The following is a 17,172-nucleotide window of genomic DNA, read 5'->3' as shown; positions in this document are numbered from 1 at the left end:
CCGGCCTCGGGGGCGGGGCTCTGGCCGGCCCCGGCCGGACGGGTCGCGCGACGCGGTGACGCGGCGGCCGTCTCGGCAGCACCGCCCCCGCTCTGCCGGTTGCGAATCGCCTCGACGAGGTCGCTCTTGCGCATCTTCGCGGTGCCCTTGATGCCCATCGAGGAGGCAACCGCCTTCAGCTCGTCGAGCTTCATCGCGGACAGGCCGGCGACCGGACGGGTGGTTGTTTCTGACACGAAGGATCCTTCCCCCTCGTTGGCGGCCCGGGAGACTCCGCGGTGCCGGACTGGGGACCCGGTGCTCAAGCGACAGAGCACGGACCATGTTGAGATCCACGGTGACGCGCGGGGCGTCACGAGACGAGAAATCGCCTCGGCGTGGGGGTGGAGCACCGTGCCTGCTCGTGAAGCGGCCTCAGTGCGCAGCCACTCTAACACTCGGGCGCCGCTCTCCGGTGCGGTTCCACGCCGTGCCGTCCGGCGCGACGTCCCGACCGGCGCCGGCGGCGGCTGCGCGCCTCAGCAGGCGGTGACCTGCGCCCCGACCGACGGCACTCCCGGGGTCAGGCGCCGCCACCCCGAGAACTCCTGCGGCACCGTGACGGCATCGCGGTCGGCGCGCGTGCTGAGCACGAGCACGGAGGGGCCGGCACCCGAGACCACCGCAGCGTGCCCGTCGGCGCGCAGGCTGTCGACGAGCGCCATGGTGTCGGGGTAGGACGCACGGCGTGCCTCCTGGTGCAGCCAGTCCCGCGTCGCGCCGTGGAGGTACCCCGGGTCGGCCGTCAGGGCGTGGACGAGCAGCGCCGCGCGCCCGGCGTTGGCCGCTGCGGCCGCGAGGGGCACCTCCCGGGGCAGGACCGCCCGAGCGGTGCGCGTCGCGAGCTGTGCCTCAGGCACGAAGACGACGACGTCGACCTCTTCGTGCAGCGCTGGGCGGGCCGTCACGGTGCGGACCCCCTGGTCCCGGCCGGAGCCGTCCGGCATCCAGCTCACGGTGAGGCCACCGTAGACGCTGGCAGTGGCGTTGTCCGGGTGCCCCTCCAGGACGCTCGACAGGTGACCTGCAGTCTCCAGGTCCACGTCGACCGGCGACCCGGGCAACGGCCGGTCGGGGCGCGAGAGTGCCTGCGCCGCAACGACGCCCGCCACGATCGCGGTGGCCGACGAGCCGAGTCCCCGGCCGTGGGGCACGCCGTTGTCGGCGACGAGGAGCAGGCCGGCCGGCGGCTCGTGGCCAAGTTCACGCCAGGTCCGCTGCATGGTCGCGTGGACCAGGTGCGACTCGTCAGTCGGGACCTCGTCCGCGCCGTGCCCGTGGACCTCGATCGTCAGGCCCGGCTCGTCGCGCGTCGTGACGGTGTACTCGTCCCACAGCCCCAGTGCGAGGCCGATCGAGTCGAATCCCGGGCCGAGGTTGGCGCTGCTGGCCGGGACTCGCACGTGGACGGTCCGGCCGTCGGGGACGGCATCCACCTCGTCAGTCCTCCAGGCCGAGGGCCCGCGCAGCCGGGTAGGCGTCGGCAGGGACGCGCACGGGCGTCACCTCCGAACCATCGGCGGTGCGCAGTGCCCACTGGGGGTCCTTGAGGCCGTGGCCGGTGACGGTGCAGACGATCCGCGCGCCGGGCGGGACGAGGCCGGCCCGGTGGCTCTCGAGCAGCCCCGCGACCGAGGCCGCCGAGCCCGGCTCGACGAAGACCCCCTCCTCGGCGGACAGGAAGCGGTGCGCCTCGAGGATCTGCTCGTCCGTCACAGCGGCGATCCGCCCGCCGGACTCGTCGCGCGCGGCGATCGCCTGCCGCCAGGAGGCGGGGTTGCCGATGCGGATCGCCGTGGCGATCGTCTCGGGGTGGTCGATGGGGTGTCCGAGCACGAGGGGGGCGGCTCCGGCCGCCTGGAAGCCCCACATCCGCGGCAGCCGGCTGGCCGGTCCTGGCTGCTGACTCACGGCGGGGTCCGAGGAGTACTCGCAGTAGCCGCGCCAGTAGGCGGTGATGTTGCCGGCGTTGCCGACCGGGAGGCAGTGGATGTCCGGCGCGTCACCGAGCGCATCGACGACCTCGAACGCGGCGGTCTTCTGCCCCTCGATGCGGGCGGGGTTGACCGAGTTGACCAGCTCCACCGGGTAGGCCTCGGCCAGCTTGCGGGCGACCGTGAGGCAGTCGTCGAAGTTCCCCTCGACCTGCAGCAGCGTCGCGCCGTGCGCGATGGCCTGGCTCAGCTTGCCCATGGCGATCTTGCCGTCCGGCACGAGGACGGCACACGCCATACCGGCCTTGGTGGCGTATGCCGCCGCCGAGGCACTCGTGTTGCCCGTGCTCGCGCAGATGACCGCCTTCGCGCCCTTCTTCGCGGCGACCGAGATCGCGGTCGTCATGCCGCGGTCCTTGAACGAACCGGTCGGGTTGAGCCCCTCGTACTTGAGGTGGACCTCGGCACCGACGCGCTCGGAGAGCTTCTCGGCCGGGATCAGCGGGGTGCCGCCCTCACGGAGCGTGACGACCGGGGCGCCCGCCAGCGTGGGCAGCCGGTCGGCGTACTCACGGATGACTCCTCGCCACTGGTGTGCCATCAGGACCCTTCCACTCGCATGACCGAGGTGACGTCACGGACCACGTCGAGGTCGCGCAGCGACGCCACCGTCGCGCTGAGCGCCGCATCGGTGGCGGTGTGCGTCACGACGACGAGGTTGGCGCCCGACTCGGGCCGCTCGTCGTCCGCGGGCACGAGCCGCTGACGAACCGTCTCGATCGACACGCCGTGGTCGGCGAAGGCGGAGGCGACCTTGGCGAGCACGCCCGGGCGGTCGGCCACGTCGAGGCTGATGTGGTAGCGGGTCAGCGCGTCGCCCATCGGCCGCACGGGCAGGTCGGCATAGCTGGACTCCCCCGGGCCGAGGCCACCCGCCACCCGGTGCTGCGCCACCGCGACGATGTCGCCGAGGACCGCGGACGCGGTCGGGTCGCCGCCCGCGCCGCGTCCGTAGAACATCAGCTGGCCCGCGGCGTCGGCCTCGACGAAGACGGCGTTGTAGGCGTCGCCGACCCCGGCGAGCGGATGGCTCCGCGGGATCATCGCCGGGTGGACGCGGACCGAGATGCCGCCGTCGAGCCGCTCGCAGATCGCGAGCAGCTTGATGACGGAGTCCATCTCACGAGCGGCGGCGACGTCCGCCGCCGTCACGTCGGTGATGCCCTCACGGTGCACGTCCTTGCCGGCCACCCTGCTGTGGAAGGCCAGCGAGGCCAGGATCGCCGCCTTCGCCGCGGCGTCGAAGCCCTCGACGTCCGCGGTGGGGTCGGCCTCGGCGTAGCCGAGCGCCTGAGCCTGCTCGAGCGCGTCGGCGAAGCTGGCGCCCGTGCGGTCCATCTTGTCGAGGACGTAGTTCGTCGTGCCGTTGACGATGCCGAGGACCTGGTGCACCTCGTCACCGGCGAGCGACTCACGCAGGGGCCGCAGCAGCGGGATGGCACCGGCGACCGCGGCCTCGTAGTAGAGGTCGACGCCGTGCCGCGCGGCCGCGGCATACAGGGTGGGGCCGTCCTCGGCGAGCAGGGCCTTGTTGGCCGTGACGACCGAGGCCCCGTGCTCCATGGCCCGCAGGATGAGGGACCTGGCCGGCTCGATGCCTCCGATGACCTCGACGACGACGTCGGCCCTCGTGACGAGGTCGTCCGCGTCGGTGGTGAACAGGGCGGCGTCCACGCCCGTGGCGGACCGGTCGCGTCCCGCCCGCCGCACCGCGATCCCGACGATCTCGAGGGGCGCGCCGACCCGCGCGCGCATGTCGTCGGCGTGCTCGGTCAACAGTCGCGCAACCGCGCTGCCGACGACACCGCAGCCGAGGAGCGCCACGCGCAAGGACCTGCTCGCTTGACCTGTCACGTGTGAATCCTGCCGTCTGGCGCCGGGATGAAGGCGATTGTGTCGCGATCCGGACACGAGGGCCGCACGATCTCCAGCGCCTGCTCGCGGCGGCCGCACCCTGCCTCAGACATCAAGGGCGAGGATGTCGTCGATGGTCTCACGGCGCACGATGACCCGGGCCGCGCCATCGCGGACCGCGACGACCGGGGGACGCGGGGTGTGGTTGTACTGGCTCGACAGGGCCCGGCAGTAGGCGCCCGTGCCGGGGACCGCGATGAGGTCGCCGCCATGGACGTCGGAGGGCAGGAACTCGTCCATCACGACGATGTCGCCGCTCTCGCAGTGCCGCCCGACGACGCGGGCGAGCACCGGCGCCGCGTCGGACCGCCGGTTCGCCACCGTGCAGGAGTAGTTCGCGTCGTAGAGCGCCGTGCGGATGTTGTCGCTCATCCCCCCGTCGACGGAGACGTAGATGCGCGAGGCACCCCCGTCCAGCTGGACGGGCTTGACGGTGCCCACTTCATAGAGGGTGAACGTGCTCGGCCCGGCGATGGCCCGCCCCGGCTCGATCGAGATGCGCGGGACCGCCACGCCCTCTGCGCGGCACTCCCGCTCGACGATCTCCGCCATCCCCGCGGCAAGCCGCGCGGGTGGCAGCGGGTCGTGCTCGGTCGTGTAGGCGATCCCGAAGCCGCCGCCGAGGTCGAGCTCGGGCAGCTCCACCCCGAACTGCTTCGTCACCGTGGCGTGCAGCGCCAGCACGCGCCGAGCCGACACCTCGAAACCGGAGGTGTCGAAGATCTGCGACCCGATGTGGCTGTGCAGGCCGAGCAGCCGCATCGTGTCGGGCCGGTCGAGAATGCGACGGACGGCCTCGAGGGCCTGGCCACCGGCGAGCGACAGGCCAAACTTCTGGTCCTCGTGCGCGGTCGCGATGAACTCATGGGTGTGCGCCTCGACGCCCACGTTGACGCGCACGAGCACGGGCGCGACGACGCCGAGCTCCGCTGCGACCCGCTCGATGCGGTCGATCTCGTCCAGCGAGTCGACGACGATCCGCGCAACGCCATACTCGAGGCCGTCACGGATCTCGGCGACGCTCTTGTTGTTGCCGTGCATGCCGATTCGGCTCCCGGGGAAGCCCGCTCGCCGGGCCACCGCGAGCTCCCCACCGGTGCAGACATCCAGGCCGAGCCCCTCGGCGTCGATCCACCGGGCCACCTCGGCGCAGAGGAACGCCTTGCCCGCGTAGAACACGTCCGCGCCGGACAGCGGAGCGAACACAGCGGCATACTGCTGCTTGAACTCCCTTGCGCGCGAACGGAAGTCGTCCTCGTCGATGACGTAGCACGGGGTGCCGAACTCGCGGGCCAGCTCGGCCGCCGCCACTCCGGCGACGGTGAGGGCCCCGTCGGCGCCCCGGCGGACGGACGTGGCCCAGAGCGATGGCACGAGCGCGTTGACGTCCACCGGCGTCTCGAGCCAGGCCGGCCCCCGGTAGCCCTCGGCATGCAGCGCTCCCGCTTCGTGTGCTCGCATCGTCACATCCTCTCGGGAGCGCTCGCGCCGAGCAGTCGCAGTCCAGTGCGCAAGACATCACGGGTCGCGGTCGCGAGGGCGAGCCGTGCGCCGTGGACCGGTTCGACCGACTCGTCGAGGGTCAACGGTCGGACCGGGTGGACCCAGGCATCGGCCCGGCACGCCACCTCCGCCATTGCCGCGAGGATCCGCTCACGGCCTGCGGGATGCCGGGCCAGCCGCTGCGGGAGGTCGGCGAGAGTGACGAGCAGGACGCGCTCGGAGACGTGGGTCAGCTGCTCGAGGCGGTCGGAGGGGCGAGTCTGCACCCCTGCTGCGGTGGCGTTGCGGATCCGCCGGCACTGCCGGGCGTGGCTCAGCTGGACCACGGCGACAGGGTCCCCCGGGGGACGCGAGCCCGGGCGCTCGTCCGCGACCTCGGGCAGCACCACCCCCTCCGGGACGGCATAGCCGTCGGGATCGGCGAGGATGGCCCCGACGACCTCGGCCCGGGCGGCGTCGCTGACCGTGATCGCGAGCCAGCCGGTCGGCGCGACCTCGACGGCGGCGATCCGCCGGTCGTCCACCAGACCGGCGGCGAGGACGTCGGCCAGCTCCCGCGGCTCGAGGTGCAGGGCCGGTGCCCACCGGACCGCGGCGGCGCTCGACCAGTCGGCGATGACTCCGGCGTCGCGCGGGTCGACGGGCCGGAACAGCCGGCCCTCTGGGGGCCCCGCCTCCGCCTCGTCGGGCAGCTCGCCGACGCGCGCCGCCCTGGCGGCGACGCCCGTCAGCAGCTCGCGCAGGTCGTCCGGTGCCACGGGCCAGAGTCTAGAAGGCCCGCCGGGACCCGCATTCCACGTTGGGGCCGCGATGCTGCTAGTCTCACCGGGCGCGAGACAAAGCGCAGCCGCCCCCGTAGCTCAGGGGATAGAGCACCGCCCTCCGGAGGCGGGAGCGCAGGTTCGAATCCTGCCGGGGGCACCGTCGAAACGGACCGCCGACCTGCATTGAGAGGTCGGCGGCCCGTTCGCGTCTGCGCTGTGGCGCTCAGGAGTAGGTGTAGAACCCGCGTCCCGTCTTGCGGCCCAGCAGGCCCGCGTCGACCATCCGCGCGAGCAGCGGCGGCGGGGCGTAGAGCGGCTCCTTGAACTCCTCGTAGAGCGACTCCGCCACGGCCTTCGTCGTGTCGAGGCCGATGAGGTCTGCCAGGGCGAGCGGCCCCTGCGGGTGGGCGGCCCCACGGACCAGCCCCTCGTCGATGTCCGCGGCGCTGGCGAAGCCGGACTCGACCATGCGGATCGCGGAGAGGATGAACGGGATCAGCAGCGCGTTGACGACGAAGCCGGCGCGGTCCTGGCAGTCGATGGCGTGCTTGCCCAGGCGGTCCTCGACGAACGTGCGCGCACGCTGCGTGGAGTCGGGCGCGGTGAGCAGGCTGGGGACGAGCTCGACGAGCGAGAGGACCGGCACCGGGTTGAAGAAGTGGACGCCGAGGACATGGCTGGGCCGCTTCGTCGCGACGGCGAGCTTCATGATCGGGATCGACGACGTGTTGGAGGTCAGCAAGGCGTCCGGTGACGTCACGACCTCGTCGAGCTCACGGAACAGCTCGACCTTGAGCTTCTCGTCCTCGACGATCGCCTCGACGACCATGTCGCGGTCCGCGAGCGCGCCGAGCCCCTCGACGACCCGGATCCGGTCCAGCACTTCGGCGGCGCTGTCGACCTTGCCGCGCTGCTCGGCACGCTCGAGCGACTTGGTCAGCCGGGTGCGTCCCGCCTCGACGGCGTGGGGACTCGTCTCGACGACGACGACGTCGAGCCCCGCCCGGGCACTGACCTCTGCGATGCCGGACCCCATGAGTCCGCAGCCGACGACACCGATCCGGTCCATGCATTTCCTCCAAGGCGGGTGGGAGTGACGCGTCCCACCGTATCCAGCCGCGCAACGCCCACGACACAGGTATGCCGCTGAGCCGGCTCCCGCTCGTCAGCGCTGTGTCGTGTCGGTGACCTCGCCGACGAGCTCCTCGAGGACGTCCTCGAGGAAGACGACGCCCGTGACCGTGGCGTGGTCGTCGATGACGCGGGCCAGGTGCGCGCCGGTCAGCTGCATCGTCGCGAGGACGTCCTCGATCTCGTCGTTGGTCCGGACCGTCGCGAGCCGGCGGATCCGCTTCGGTGGGATGGGCTGCTCGTGCCGTTCGTCGTCGGCGTACAGCACGTCCTTGAGGTGCAGGTAGCCGGCGACCTCACCGGCCGCGTCCTTGACCGGATAGCGGGAGAAGCCGTACTTCGCGACGAGGTGCTCGATGTCGTCCGGTGTGGCGCCGAGGCCGACGCAGACGAGCTGGTCGGCCGCCACGGCCACGTCACCGGCAGTCTTGTCGGAGAACTCGAGCGTCTTGGAGACGAGCCCGTGCCGCTCCTCCTCGATGAGGCCCTCCTGGCGCGACTCGCTCACGATGACGGCGACCTCCTCGGCCGTGTAGGCCGACGCGATCTCGTCCTTCGGCTCGATGCCGAAGAGCCGGACGAGGGCCTTGGCGATGCGCTCCATCGCCGCCACGATCGGCCGGAGCAGGTTGGCCAGGAAGTACAGGGGTGGCACGAGGACCAGGGCCATCCGGTCCGGGCCGGCGATGGCGATGTTCTTGGGGATCATCTCGCCGACCACGACGTGGAGGTAGGACACGATCAGGAGTGCGACCGCGAGGGCCACCCCGCCGGCCCACACCGCCGGCAGGCCCGCGGTGTGGAAGACCGGCTCGAGCAGGTGGTGCAGGGCCGCCTCGGCCAGGGCACCGAGGCCGACCGAGCACACCGTGATGCCGAGCTGGGCCGTGGCGAGCATCGACCCGAGCTTCTCGAGGGCCAGCAGCGAGGTGGCCGCCTGCTTGCTCCCGGCGTCCGCGAGCGGCTCGAGCGAGGAGCGGCGCACGGCCATGGCGGCGAACTCGGCGCCCACGAAGAACGCGTTGCCGAACAGGAGCAGCACGGAGACGGCGAGCGCCGGACCGGTCGTCATGCGCTGCCGCCCTGCTTCTGGCCCTGCTCGCCGGCGCCCTGCTCGCCGGCGGCCTGCTCGCCGGAGGCCTTCTCGTCGGCGCCGGGCGAGTCGGCGTGCCCCGGCGCCGACTCGGGGTCGGGCACGAAGCGCAGCCGGTCGATGCGGCGGCCCGCCATCCCGACCACGTGGATGTGCCACCCCGGCACGGTGACGACGTCGCCGACGACCGGGATCCGCCCGAGGCGCTCCATGACGAAGCCGCCCATCGTCTCGTAGTCGGACCCGTCCGGCACGTCGGCGTCGAACGCGTCCCGGACCTCGTCCGGGCGCCACAGGCCCGGCACCGTCCAGGAGCCGTCCATGAGCGCGCGGCCGCTCTGGCGTGCCCGGTCGTGCTCGTCGGCCACCTCGCCGACGATCTCCTCGACCACGTCCTCCAGCGTCACGATGCCGGAGGTGCCGCCGTACTCGTCCACGACGACGGCCATCTGGAAGCCGCCCTCGCGCAGCTGGCGCAGCAGCGGGTCCAGACGGATCGTCTCGGGGACGACGAGGCGCTCTGACATCAGGGCCGAGACCGGCACGTCCTTGCGCCGCTCGTGCGGCACGGCCATGGCCTTCTTGACGTGGACGACCCCGTCCACGTCGTCCCAGTCGTTGCCGAGGACCGGGAAGCGCGAGTGCCCAGTGCGTCGCGACAGGCGCAGGACGTCCTCGGCCGACTCGTCCCGATGGATGCCCGTGCACCGCACGCGCGGCGTCATGACGTCGTCGGCGGTGCGCTCGCCGAAGCCCAGCGACCGGGTCAGCATCCGGGCGGTCGTGATGTCGAGCGTGCCCGCCTCGGCGGACCGCTGCACGAGGCTGGTCAGCTCCTGGGGCGTGCGCGCCGCCGACAGCTCCTCCTGCGGCTCGATACCCATGGCGCGCAGGACCCGGTTGGCAGAGCCGTTGAGCAGCACGATGAGCGGCTTGAACAGTCCGGCGAAGAAGCGGACCGGCAGCGCCACGACCTTCGCCGTGGCGAGCGGCGCCGAGATGCCGAGGAACTGCGGCAGCAGCTCCCCGCACACCATCGAGAAGACCGTCGCGAGGAGCAGGGCTGCCGTGCTCGAGACGGCCGTGACCGCCCCGCTCGACATCCCGACCCCCGTCAGGGGGCCGGTGAGGAGCGCACCGATGGAGGGCTGGGCGAGGTAGCCGACGACGAGGGTGGTGATCGTGATGCCGACCTGGGCCGCGGACAGCTGCGTCGAGAGCTGCTTCAGCGACTGGAGCACCACCCGAGCCCGGCTGTCGCCCTCGTCGATGGCCTGCTGGACCGCCGGTCGGTCGAGGGCGACGAGGCTGAACTCCGCGGCGACGAAGAGTGCGGTGCCGGCTGTCAGCACGACGGCGCCCAGCACCAGCAACCACTCGGTCATAGTGTCCCCACTATATGGAGCACGACTCGTGTGACGGCTGTGGTTCGATGGGCGCGCACGACGACGAGGGGAATGACGATGACTGCGGTACCCGAGCGGGGTCCGGGCCGGATCGAGATCCGTGGGTTGACGAAACGCTTCGGCTCGTTCACTGCGGTGGACCAGCTCGACTTCACGGTCCAGCCCGGTCGGATCACCGGCTTCCTGGGACCGAACGGCAGCGGCAAGACGACGACGCTGCGGATGCTGCTCGGGCTCATCCGGCCGACCGCGGGCACCGCGACGATCGATGGCCGCAGCTACCGGGACATCACCGAGCCGCTCACCGTCGTCGGCTCCGCTCTCGAGGCGACCAACTTCCACCCGGGCCGCACCGCCCGTGACCACCTCCGGGTCCTCGCGGCGGTCGCCGGGGTCCCGGACACCCGGGTCGACGAGATGCTCGAGCTCGTCGGGATCCCGGCCGCGGCCCGCAAGCGGGCCGGGGGCTACTCCATGGGGATGCGCCAGCGGCTCGGGCTCGCCGGGGCATTGCTCGGCGACCCCCGTGTCATCATCCTGGACGAGCCGGCGAACGGCCTCGACCCCGAGGGGATCCGCTGGCTGCGCGGCTTCCTGCGCCACCTCGCCGGCGAGGGACGCACCCTGCTGATCTCCAGCCACATGCTCTCGGAGGTCGAGCAGACGGTCGACGACGTCGTCATCATCGCCAACGGGCGCCGGGTCGCCGAGGGCACCGTCGCGGAGCTGCACGGCGAGCCGACGGCCTACGTCCGGTCCTCGCGGCTGCCCGCCCTCGCCGACGCGCTGCACCGGGCCGGCATCACGAGCGAACCCCGCGACGACGGGCTCACCGTGCGGTCCGGCGACCTGGCCCACATCGGCGACATCGCCCTCGCCGCGGGCGTGCCGGTCCACGAGCTGCGAGCCGACCAGACCCACCTCGAGGAGCTCTTCTTCAACCTCACCGAGTCCGACGAGCACCGCAACCGCAACCGCAGCGGCCACGAGGCGCCGCCGGAGACGCTCCCGCCGGGTGAGCTGCCGCCGCCGTCCGGTGCCCCCGTGTCGACCGCCGCACCGAGCCAGGAGGTGGACCGGTGAGCGCCGCCATCCGGTCGGAGTTCCGCAAGTTCTTCACCACCCGCCTCTGGTGGGGCATGGCCATCGCCGTGTTCCTCAGCGGCGCCGCCTTCGCCACGATCGTCGGGCTCATCTTCACGAGCAACGCCCTCGCCGGCCAGGCGGCCGGGGCGCTGCCCCGCACGGATGCCGATCTGGCCAAGGCCGTCTACACCGGCGGCATCCAGATCGGCTACCTGCTGACCCTCGCCATCGGCATCATGATGATCGGGTCTGAGTACCGGCACAAGACGATCACCTCGACGTTCCTCGCGACGCCGCGTCGCGGCCGGGTCATGGGCGCCAAGGTCGTCACCCTGCTCGGGATCGGCGCCTTCTACGGGGTCATCTCGCTCGTCGGTTCCGTCCTGGCCGGCGCGATCATCCTCACCCTGCGGGGGCACAGCGCCTTCGGCGACGCCTCGATCTGGCGCACGCTCGCGCTCTCGCTGCTCGTCCTCGGACTGTGGGCCCTCATCGGCCTCGGTGCCGGCATCCTCATCCCCAACCAGGTGGCCGCCCTGCTCATCTCGATCGGCGTCGCCTGGATCGTCGAGCCGATCCTCGCCGCCGTGCTCGCCATCCCGGCATGGGGTGAGCACATCACGCCATACCTGCCCAGCCAGGCGACGAGCGCGACGCTGGGGACCATGAGTGCCGGCATCAACGGTCAGCCGGTGGGCCAGCTGAGCTGGTGGGCGGGCGCCCTCGTGCTCATGGCGTATGCCGCTGTCATGGCCGGGCTCGGCACGTGGCGGACGGTCCGGGCGGACATCTCCTGAACCCGCCGCCCGGAACGGGCGCGACTCGCGTGAGCGCGTCTGCAGGTGGGGTCGGCGGCGGGCTAGGCTTGGGCGGGTATCCGCCACGAGGTAATGAAAGAGGCGCAATCGCCGTGTCCGAACAGTCCACGTCCAACGACCCGATGGCAGCGTTCGGGCCGAATGAATGGCTCGTCGACGAGCTGTACCAGCAGTATCTTTCGGACCGGAACTCCGTGGACCGCGCCTGGTGGAGCTTCTTCGAGGACTACAAGCCGGGCAGCTCCGAGGGCGGCCCGAACGGCTCGCCCGCCCCGGGGTCGACGGCCCCGGCTCCCGCCGCGTCCTCGGCCGCCGCGCCGGTGTCCCAGGGCTCGGCGGCACCCGCCGCGGCTGCTGCCCCGGCCCAGCCGACCTCGTCCTCCCCCCGCCCGGCAGCGACCGCGCCCGCCGCTCCCGCCGCTCCCGCCAAGAGCGCCACCCCTGCACAGGCTCCGGCACAAAGCGCACCTGCGAAGTCGGCACCGGCCGGGCCGGCACCGGCCGGGCCTCCCCCGACGAAGGCTGCGCCGGCCAAGGCCGCTGCCGCCAAGGCGGCTCCCGCCGCTGACGAGGAGGCAGCCGACGTGGTGCAGCCGCTGCGCGGCGCCCCGGCCCGCGTCGTGACGAACATGAACGCCTCGCTCGAGGTCCCCACCGCGACGAGCGTGCGCAGCGTGCCGGCCAAGCTCCTCATCGACAACCGTGTCGTCATCAACAACCACCTCGCCCGCGCCCGCGGCGGCAAGGTCTCCTTCACGCACCTGATCGGCTTCGCCATGATCAAGGCGCTGAAGCAGATGCCCGAGATGAACTACGGGTTCATCGAGCAGGACGGCAAGCCCGCCGTCCGCCAGCCGGGCCACGTCAACTTCGGCCTCGCCATCGACCTCAAGAAGGACGACGGCAGCCGCACCCTCGTCGTGCCGTCGATCAAGGCGGCGGAGCAGATGGACTTCGTCCACTTCTGGGCCGCCTACGAGGACATCGTCCGCAAGGCGCGCGGCAACAAGCTGACCATCGAGGACTTCCAGGGCACGACGATCTCCCTGACCAACCCGGGCGGCATCGGCACGGTCCACTCGGTCCCGCGCCTCATGCAGGGCCAGGGCACGATCATCGGCGTCGGCGCGCTCGAGTACCCCGCTGAGTGGCAGGGCGCGAGCAACGAGACCCTCAACCGCAACGCGGTGAGCAAGATCCTCACGCTGACCTCGACCTATGACCACCGCATCATCCAGGGCGCCCAGAGTGGCGACTTCCTGCGGATCATCCACCAGCTCCTCCTCGGCGAGGACGACTTCTACGACGAGATCTTCGCCTCGCTGCGCATCCCCTACGAGCCGGTGCGCTGGGTGCAGGACATCGACTCCTCGCACGACGACGACATCAACAAGGTCGCTCGCGTCCAGGAGCTCATCCACGCCTACCGGGTGCGGGGCCACCTCATGGCCGACACGGACCCGCTGGAGTACAAGCAGCGTCGCCACCCCGACCTCGACATCACCAACCACGGGCTGACCCTGTGGGACCTCGAGCGGACCTTCGCGACCGGCGGCTTCGGCGGTGCGCCGTTCCTCAAGCTGCGCAAGATCCTCGGCATCCTGCGGGACTCCTACTGCCGCACGGTCGGCATCGAGTACATGCACATCCAGGACCCCGAGCAGCGCCAGTGGATCCAGAACAAGGTCGAGGTCCCCTACAAGAAGATCACCAGTGACGAGCAGATGCGCATCCTGCGCCGGCTCAACGCCGCGGAGGCCTTCGAGACCTTCCTGCAGACCAAGTTCGTCGGGCAGAAGCGCTTCTCCCTGGAGGGCGGCGAGTCCGTCATCGCCCTGCTCGACCGGGTGCTGTGCCGCGCGGCGGCCGACGGCCTCGACGAGGTCTGCATCGGCATGCCGCACCGGGGGCGCCTCAACGTCCTCGCGAACATCGCTGGCAAGTCCTACGGGCAGATCTTCCGCGAGTTCGAGGGCAAGCAGGACCCGCGGTCCGTCCAGGGCTCCGGCGACGTGAAGTACCACCTCGGCACCGAGGGCAAGTTCGTCGCCGAGGACGGCGCGATGACGAAGGTCTACATCGCGGCCAACCCGTCGCACCTCGAGGCCGTCAACCCGGTCCTCGAGGGGATCGTGCGGGCCAAGCAGGACCGGCTCAACCTCGCCGGCGAGGACTTCACCGTGCTCCCCGTGCTCCTGCACGGCGACGCCGCGTTCGCCGGCCAGGGCGTGGTCGCGGAGACGCTGAACCTGTCCCAGCTGCGCGGCTACCGCACCGGTGGCACCGTCCACGTCGTCATCAACAACCAGGTCGGCTTCACGACGTCGCCCAGCTCCTCGCGCTCCTCCGTCTACTCGACGGACGTCGCGCGGATGATCCAGGCCCCGATCTTCCACGTCAACGGTGACGACCCCGAGGCCTGCGTTCGCGTTGCCGAGCTGGCCTACGACTTCCGCCAGACGTTCAACAAGGACGTCGTCATCGACATGGTCTGCTACCGCCGGCGCGGTCACAACGAGGGCGACGACCCGTCGATGACCCAGCCGCTGATGTACAACCTCATCGAGGCGAAGCGGTCGGTCCGCAAGCTCTACACGGAGTCGCTCATCGGCCGCGGTGACATCAGCGTCGAGGACGCCGAGGCCGCGCTGCGTGACTACCAGCAGCAGCTCGAGCGGGTCTTCGTCGAGACGCGCGAGGCCACCAAGGAGCAGGAGGCCCTGCCCTCCGGCCGGGACTCGGACGCTCCCGACAACGCCGGCCTCGAGAAGCCCACCGCGCAGATGCTCGACGACCGGGCCCCGGTCCGCTCGTCGACCCAGACCGGCGTGCCGACCGACGAGATCGTCAAGATCGGCGAGACCTTCAACAGCCCACCGGCCGGGTTCACGATCCACCCGAAGCTCAAGCAGCTCATGGAGCGCCGCGCGGCGATGGTCCACGAGGGTGGGATCGACTGGCCCATGGCCGAGCTGCTCGCCTTCGGCACCCTGCTCAAGGAGGGCACGCCAGTGCGCCTGGCAGGGCAGGACAGCCGGCGGGGGACGTTCGTGCAGCGCCACGCGGTCCTGATCGACAAGAGCACCGGCGAGGAGTGGACCCCGCTGCTCTACCTCGGCGACGGCCAGGCCCGCTTCTGGGTCTACGACTCGCTGCTGTCGGAGTACGCCGCGATGGGCTTCGAGTACGGCTACTCGGTCGAGCGCCCGGACGCCCTCGTGCTGTGGGAGGCGCAGTTCGGTGACTTCGCCAACGGCGCGCAGACGATCGTCGACGAGTTCATCAGCAGCTCTGAGCAGAAGTGGGGACAGCGCTCCTCGGTCGTGCTCCTCCTGCCCCACGGCTACGAGGGGCAGGGCCCGGACCACTCCTCGGCCCGGATCGAGCGCTACCTGCAGCTGTGCGCGGAGAACAACATGACGGTCGCCTACCCCTCGACCGCCGCGTCCTACTTCCACCTGCTGCGGCGTCAGGCGTACGCCCGCCCGCGGGTGCCGCTCATCGTCTTCACCCCGAAGTCGATGCTGCGGAGCAAGGCTGCCGCGAGCCCCGTCGAGGACTTCACCCAGGGCGGCTTCCGGCCGGTCCTGCCTGACAGCCGTCCCGCCTCCGAGCAGGTCGAGCGGGTCATGCTCTGCTCGGGCAAGATCGTCCACGAGCTCGAGGCCGAGCGGGAGAAGCGCGGGGACGACAAGGTCGCCATCATCCGGGTCGAGCAGCTCTATCCGATCCCGGTCGAGGAGATCAAGCAGGCCGTCTCGCACTACCCCAACGCCGACCTCGTCTGGGTCCAGGACGAGCCCCGCAACCAGGGCGCCTGGCCGCTCATGGCGCAGTGGCTGCAGGAGGATCTCGCTGCGCTCGGCGAGACGCGGCCGGTGCAGGTCGCGGCCCGCAAGGCCTCCGCCTCCCCCGCCACCGGGTCCTCCAAGAAGCACGCGGCGGAGCAGGCGCAGCTGATGGACCGGGCGTTCGGACGCTGATCCGTGGTGGTGGGGCCGGACCGGCCCCACCACAGCGGCGGCACAGGCTCGGGCCTCCCGCAGGCGGGTGGGCGCGCGCGATAGCCTCCAGACGTGTACTTCACGGATCGAGGCATCGAAGAGCTCGCTGAGCGACGCGGTGAGGAGCAGGTGAGCCTCACGTGGCTCGCCGACCAGCTGCGCCGGTTCGTCGACCTCAACCCGGAGTTCGAGGTGCCGGTCGACCGCCTTGCCACCTGGCTCGCCCGACTGGATGACGACGAGGACTGAGCAGTGACCCCTCAGCAGAGCCCCCACCCCGAGAGCCCGTCCTATGGGGTCGGCCCCGCCTACCCCTCTCAGCACATCCAGTTCTCCGACGGCGGGACACGACAGATGAGCACCGAGCACCCCCTGCCCGCCCACGGTGAGGAGACCTACTTCACGCCGAGCGCCGAGTTCACCGTCGCCGACGGTGTGCGAGACATCGGCATGGTCTTCCTCGGCGCCTCCCAGACGGCCGGCTACGGAGACCCGAAGGGTCTGGGCTGGGTCGGGCGCGTCGTGGCGCGCACCCAGCACCCCGACATCGACCTGACGGCCTACAACCTCGGGGTCCGCGGCGACACGTCTGCCGACGTCGTGGCCCGGTGGGCCGCGGAGTGCCACCCCCGCTGGAAGGGCCGCTCAGAGAAGCGCCTGGTGCTCTCGGTGGGGATGAACGACGTCCTCACCGGCGTCACGATGGCCCGCTCACGGCTCAACCTCGCCAACATCCTCGACGAGGCCAAGGGAGCAGGCATCGCGGTCTTCGTCGTCGGGCTCACGCCGACCCTCGACCCGGAGGTGAACCGAAGGGTGGAGGCGCTGGCCCAGGCCCAGGCCGACGTGTGCAGCCGGCGCGGCATCACCTACGTCGACTGCTTCCGGCCCCTCGTGGGGCACGACCAGTGGATGGCGGACCTCGCGGCCAGCCCCGACCGGGCGCACCCCGGGCAGGCCGGCTACGGGCTCATCGCGTGGCTCGTCCTGCACAACGGCTGGAACGACTGGCTCCAGCTCAGCTGACGTCGTCCGAGCCGTCGTGCGAGCCGGCGCTGCCGGCCAGCACCGCGGCGACGATGCCGGCGAGCGCCACGACAGCCACGCTGATGCCCAGCGGGCTGTGGCCCGCGTCGTGAAGCGACCAGGCGACCGGCAGCAGCAGGGCGTTCCAGAGGATGGTCGGCGTCCGGGGCCAGCGGGCGCCGTGCAGCCAGCCCCGCGCGAGCGCACTGCTCAGGATGGCGAAGACGAGGATCAGTCCGCTCAGCGTCCCGGCGAGCACGACCCCGTCGGCCGCGCCCTGCAGGATCTCGTAGACGAAGAACGCGAAGTAGGCGAACAGCACGAGTGCCTGGGCGAGCATGACGAGCGCCGCCACCCGGCGCGCGGTCGCGGACGACTCCTCGTGCTGGCCCGT

Annotated in this window: 15 protein-coding genes and 1 tRNA gene; 6 read left to right on the top strand and 10 right to left on the bottom strand. The window is 71.5% G+C overall.

Features of this window, described 5'->3' with window-relative positions; all coding sequences use genetic code 11:
• From N864_RS10960 to N864_RS10935, 6 genes are all read right to left on the bottom strand, one after another.
• The coding region (locus N864_RS10960) for a Rho termination factor N-terminal domain-containing protein (protein ID WP_034716476.1) at positions 1–236 on the bottom strand (236 nt) is incomplete at its 3' end.
• A gap of 282 nt (positions 237–518) precedes the next feature.
• Positions 519–1,475 (bottom strand): homoserine kinase, encoded by a 957-nt coding sequence (gene thrB, locus N864_RS10955; RefSeq protein WP_034716474.1) that lies wholly within the window; start codon positions 1,473–1,475, stop codon positions 519–521.
• 4 nt (positions 1,476–1,479) lie between these two features.
• A complete protein-coding gene (gene thrC / locus N864_RS10950) occupies positions 1,480–2,574 on the bottom strand; it encodes a threonine synthase (RefSeq protein WP_034716472.1) in 1,095 nt (364 codons plus the stop codon).
• Entirely contained in the window at positions 2,574–3,863 is a 1,290-nt protein-coding gene (locus N864_RS10945) for a homoserine dehydrogenase (protein ID WP_338033637.1), read from the bottom strand. Before N864_RS10945 ends, thrC begins: the two co-directional genes overlap by 1 nt.
• A 129-nt stretch (positions 3,864–3,992) precedes the next feature.
• Positions 3,993–5,408, bottom strand: a complete 1,416-nt coding sequence (lysA, locus tag N864_RS10940) for a diaminopimelate decarboxylase (RefSeq protein WP_034716468.1) — start codon at positions 5,406–5,408, stop codon at positions 3,993–3,995.
• A 2-nt stretch (positions 5,409–5,410) separates the two neighbouring features.
• A complete protein-coding gene (locus N864_RS10935; protein ID WP_034716466.1) occupies positions 5,411–6,208 on the bottom strand; it encodes a DALR anticodon-binding domain-containing protein in 798 nt (265 codons plus the stop codon).
• A 91-nt stretch (positions 6,209–6,299) separates the two neighbouring features.
• Between N864_RS10935 and N864_RS10930 the strand changes: the two genes are divergently transcribed.
• Positions 6,300–6,371, top strand: a tRNA-Arg gene (locus tag N864_RS10930).
• Between the two features lie 66 nt (positions 6,372–6,437).
• Here the strand turns inward: N864_RS10930 and N864_RS10925 are convergent.
• The 3 genes from N864_RS10925 to N864_RS10915 all read right to left on the bottom strand — a co-directional run bounded on the left by N864_RS10925 (position 6,438) and on the right by N864_RS10915 (position 9,823).
• Entirely contained in the window at positions 6,438–7,283 is an 846-nt protein-coding gene (locus N864_RS10925) for a 3-hydroxybutyryl-CoA dehydrogenase (RefSeq protein WP_034716463.1), read from the bottom strand.
• A gap of 96 nt (positions 7,284–7,379) precedes the next feature.
• Positions 7,380–8,417, bottom strand: coding sequence for a hemolysin family protein (locus N864_RS10920; protein WP_034716461.1), 1,038 nt, complete (start codon positions 8,415–8,417; stop codon positions 7,380–7,382).
• Positions 8,414–9,823, bottom strand: coding sequence for a hemolysin family protein (locus tag N864_RS10915; protein ID WP_051518454.1), 1,410 nt, complete (start codon positions 9,821–9,823; stop codon positions 8,414–8,416). The genes N864_RS10920 and N864_RS10915 overlap by 4 nt, the downstream gene beginning before the upstream one ends.
• A 78-nt stretch (positions 9,824–9,901) precedes the next feature.
• Here N864_RS10915 and N864_RS10910 point away from each other — a divergent pair, with 78 nt between their 5' ends.
• The 5 genes from N864_RS10910 to N864_RS10895 all read left to right on the top strand — a co-directional run bounded on the left by N864_RS10910 (position 9,902) and on the right by N864_RS10895 (position 16,778).
• Positions 9,902–10,927, top strand: a complete 1,026-nt coding sequence (locus tag N864_RS10910; RefSeq protein ID WP_034716482.1) for an ABC transporter ATP-binding protein — start codon at positions 9,902–9,904, stop codon at positions 10,925–10,927.
• Entirely contained in the window at positions 10,924–11,727 is an 804-nt protein-coding gene (locus tag N864_RS10905) for an ABC transporter permease (protein WP_034716459.1), read from the top strand. The genes N864_RS10910 and N864_RS10905 overlap by 4 nt, the downstream gene beginning before the upstream one ends.
• A 143-nt stretch (positions 11,728–11,870) precedes the next feature.
• Positions 11,871–15,731 (top strand): multifunctional oxoglutarate decarboxylase/oxoglutarate dehydrogenase thiamine pyrophosphate-binding subunit/dihydrolipoyllysine-residue succinyltransferase subunit, encoded by a 3,861-nt coding sequence (locus N864_RS10900; protein WP_420805212.1) that lies wholly within the window; start codon positions 11,871–11,873, stop codon positions 15,729–15,731.
• Positions 15,732–15,824: 93 nt separating this feature from the next.
• The gene (locus N864_RS25505) at positions 15,825–16,001 is read left to right on the top strand and encodes a DUF6104 family protein (RefSeq protein ID WP_169735971.1); all 177 of its coding nucleotides are present in this window, start codon (positions 15,825–15,827) and stop codon (positions 15,999–16,001) included.
• A 105-nt stretch (positions 16,002–16,106) separates the two neighbouring features.
• Complete coding sequence (locus N864_RS10895) at positions 16,107–16,778, top strand: GDSL-type esterase/lipase family protein (RefSeq protein ID WP_034716480.1); 672 nt, start codon at positions 16,107–16,109, stop codon at positions 16,776–16,778.
• On the opposite strand, the gene N864_RS25055 is transcribed toward N864_RS10895, so the two are convergent.
• Positions 16,771–17,172: hypothetical protein (locus N864_RS25055; RefSeq protein WP_338033636.1), on the bottom strand; the 402-nt coding region annotated here is incomplete at its 5' end. The two genes, N864_RS10895 and N864_RS25055, sit on opposite strands and share 8 nt — an antisense overlap.

It is taken from the genome of Intrasporangium chromatireducens Q5-1 (genome assembly GCF_000576575.1).
Classification (GTDB): Bacteria; Actinomycetota; Actinomycetes; order Actinomycetales; family Dermatophilaceae; genus Intrasporangium_A; species Intrasporangium_A chromatireducens.
Note: the sequence above shows the minus strand (reverse complement) of the source record. Positions and strands in the feature narration are given on the sequence as shown.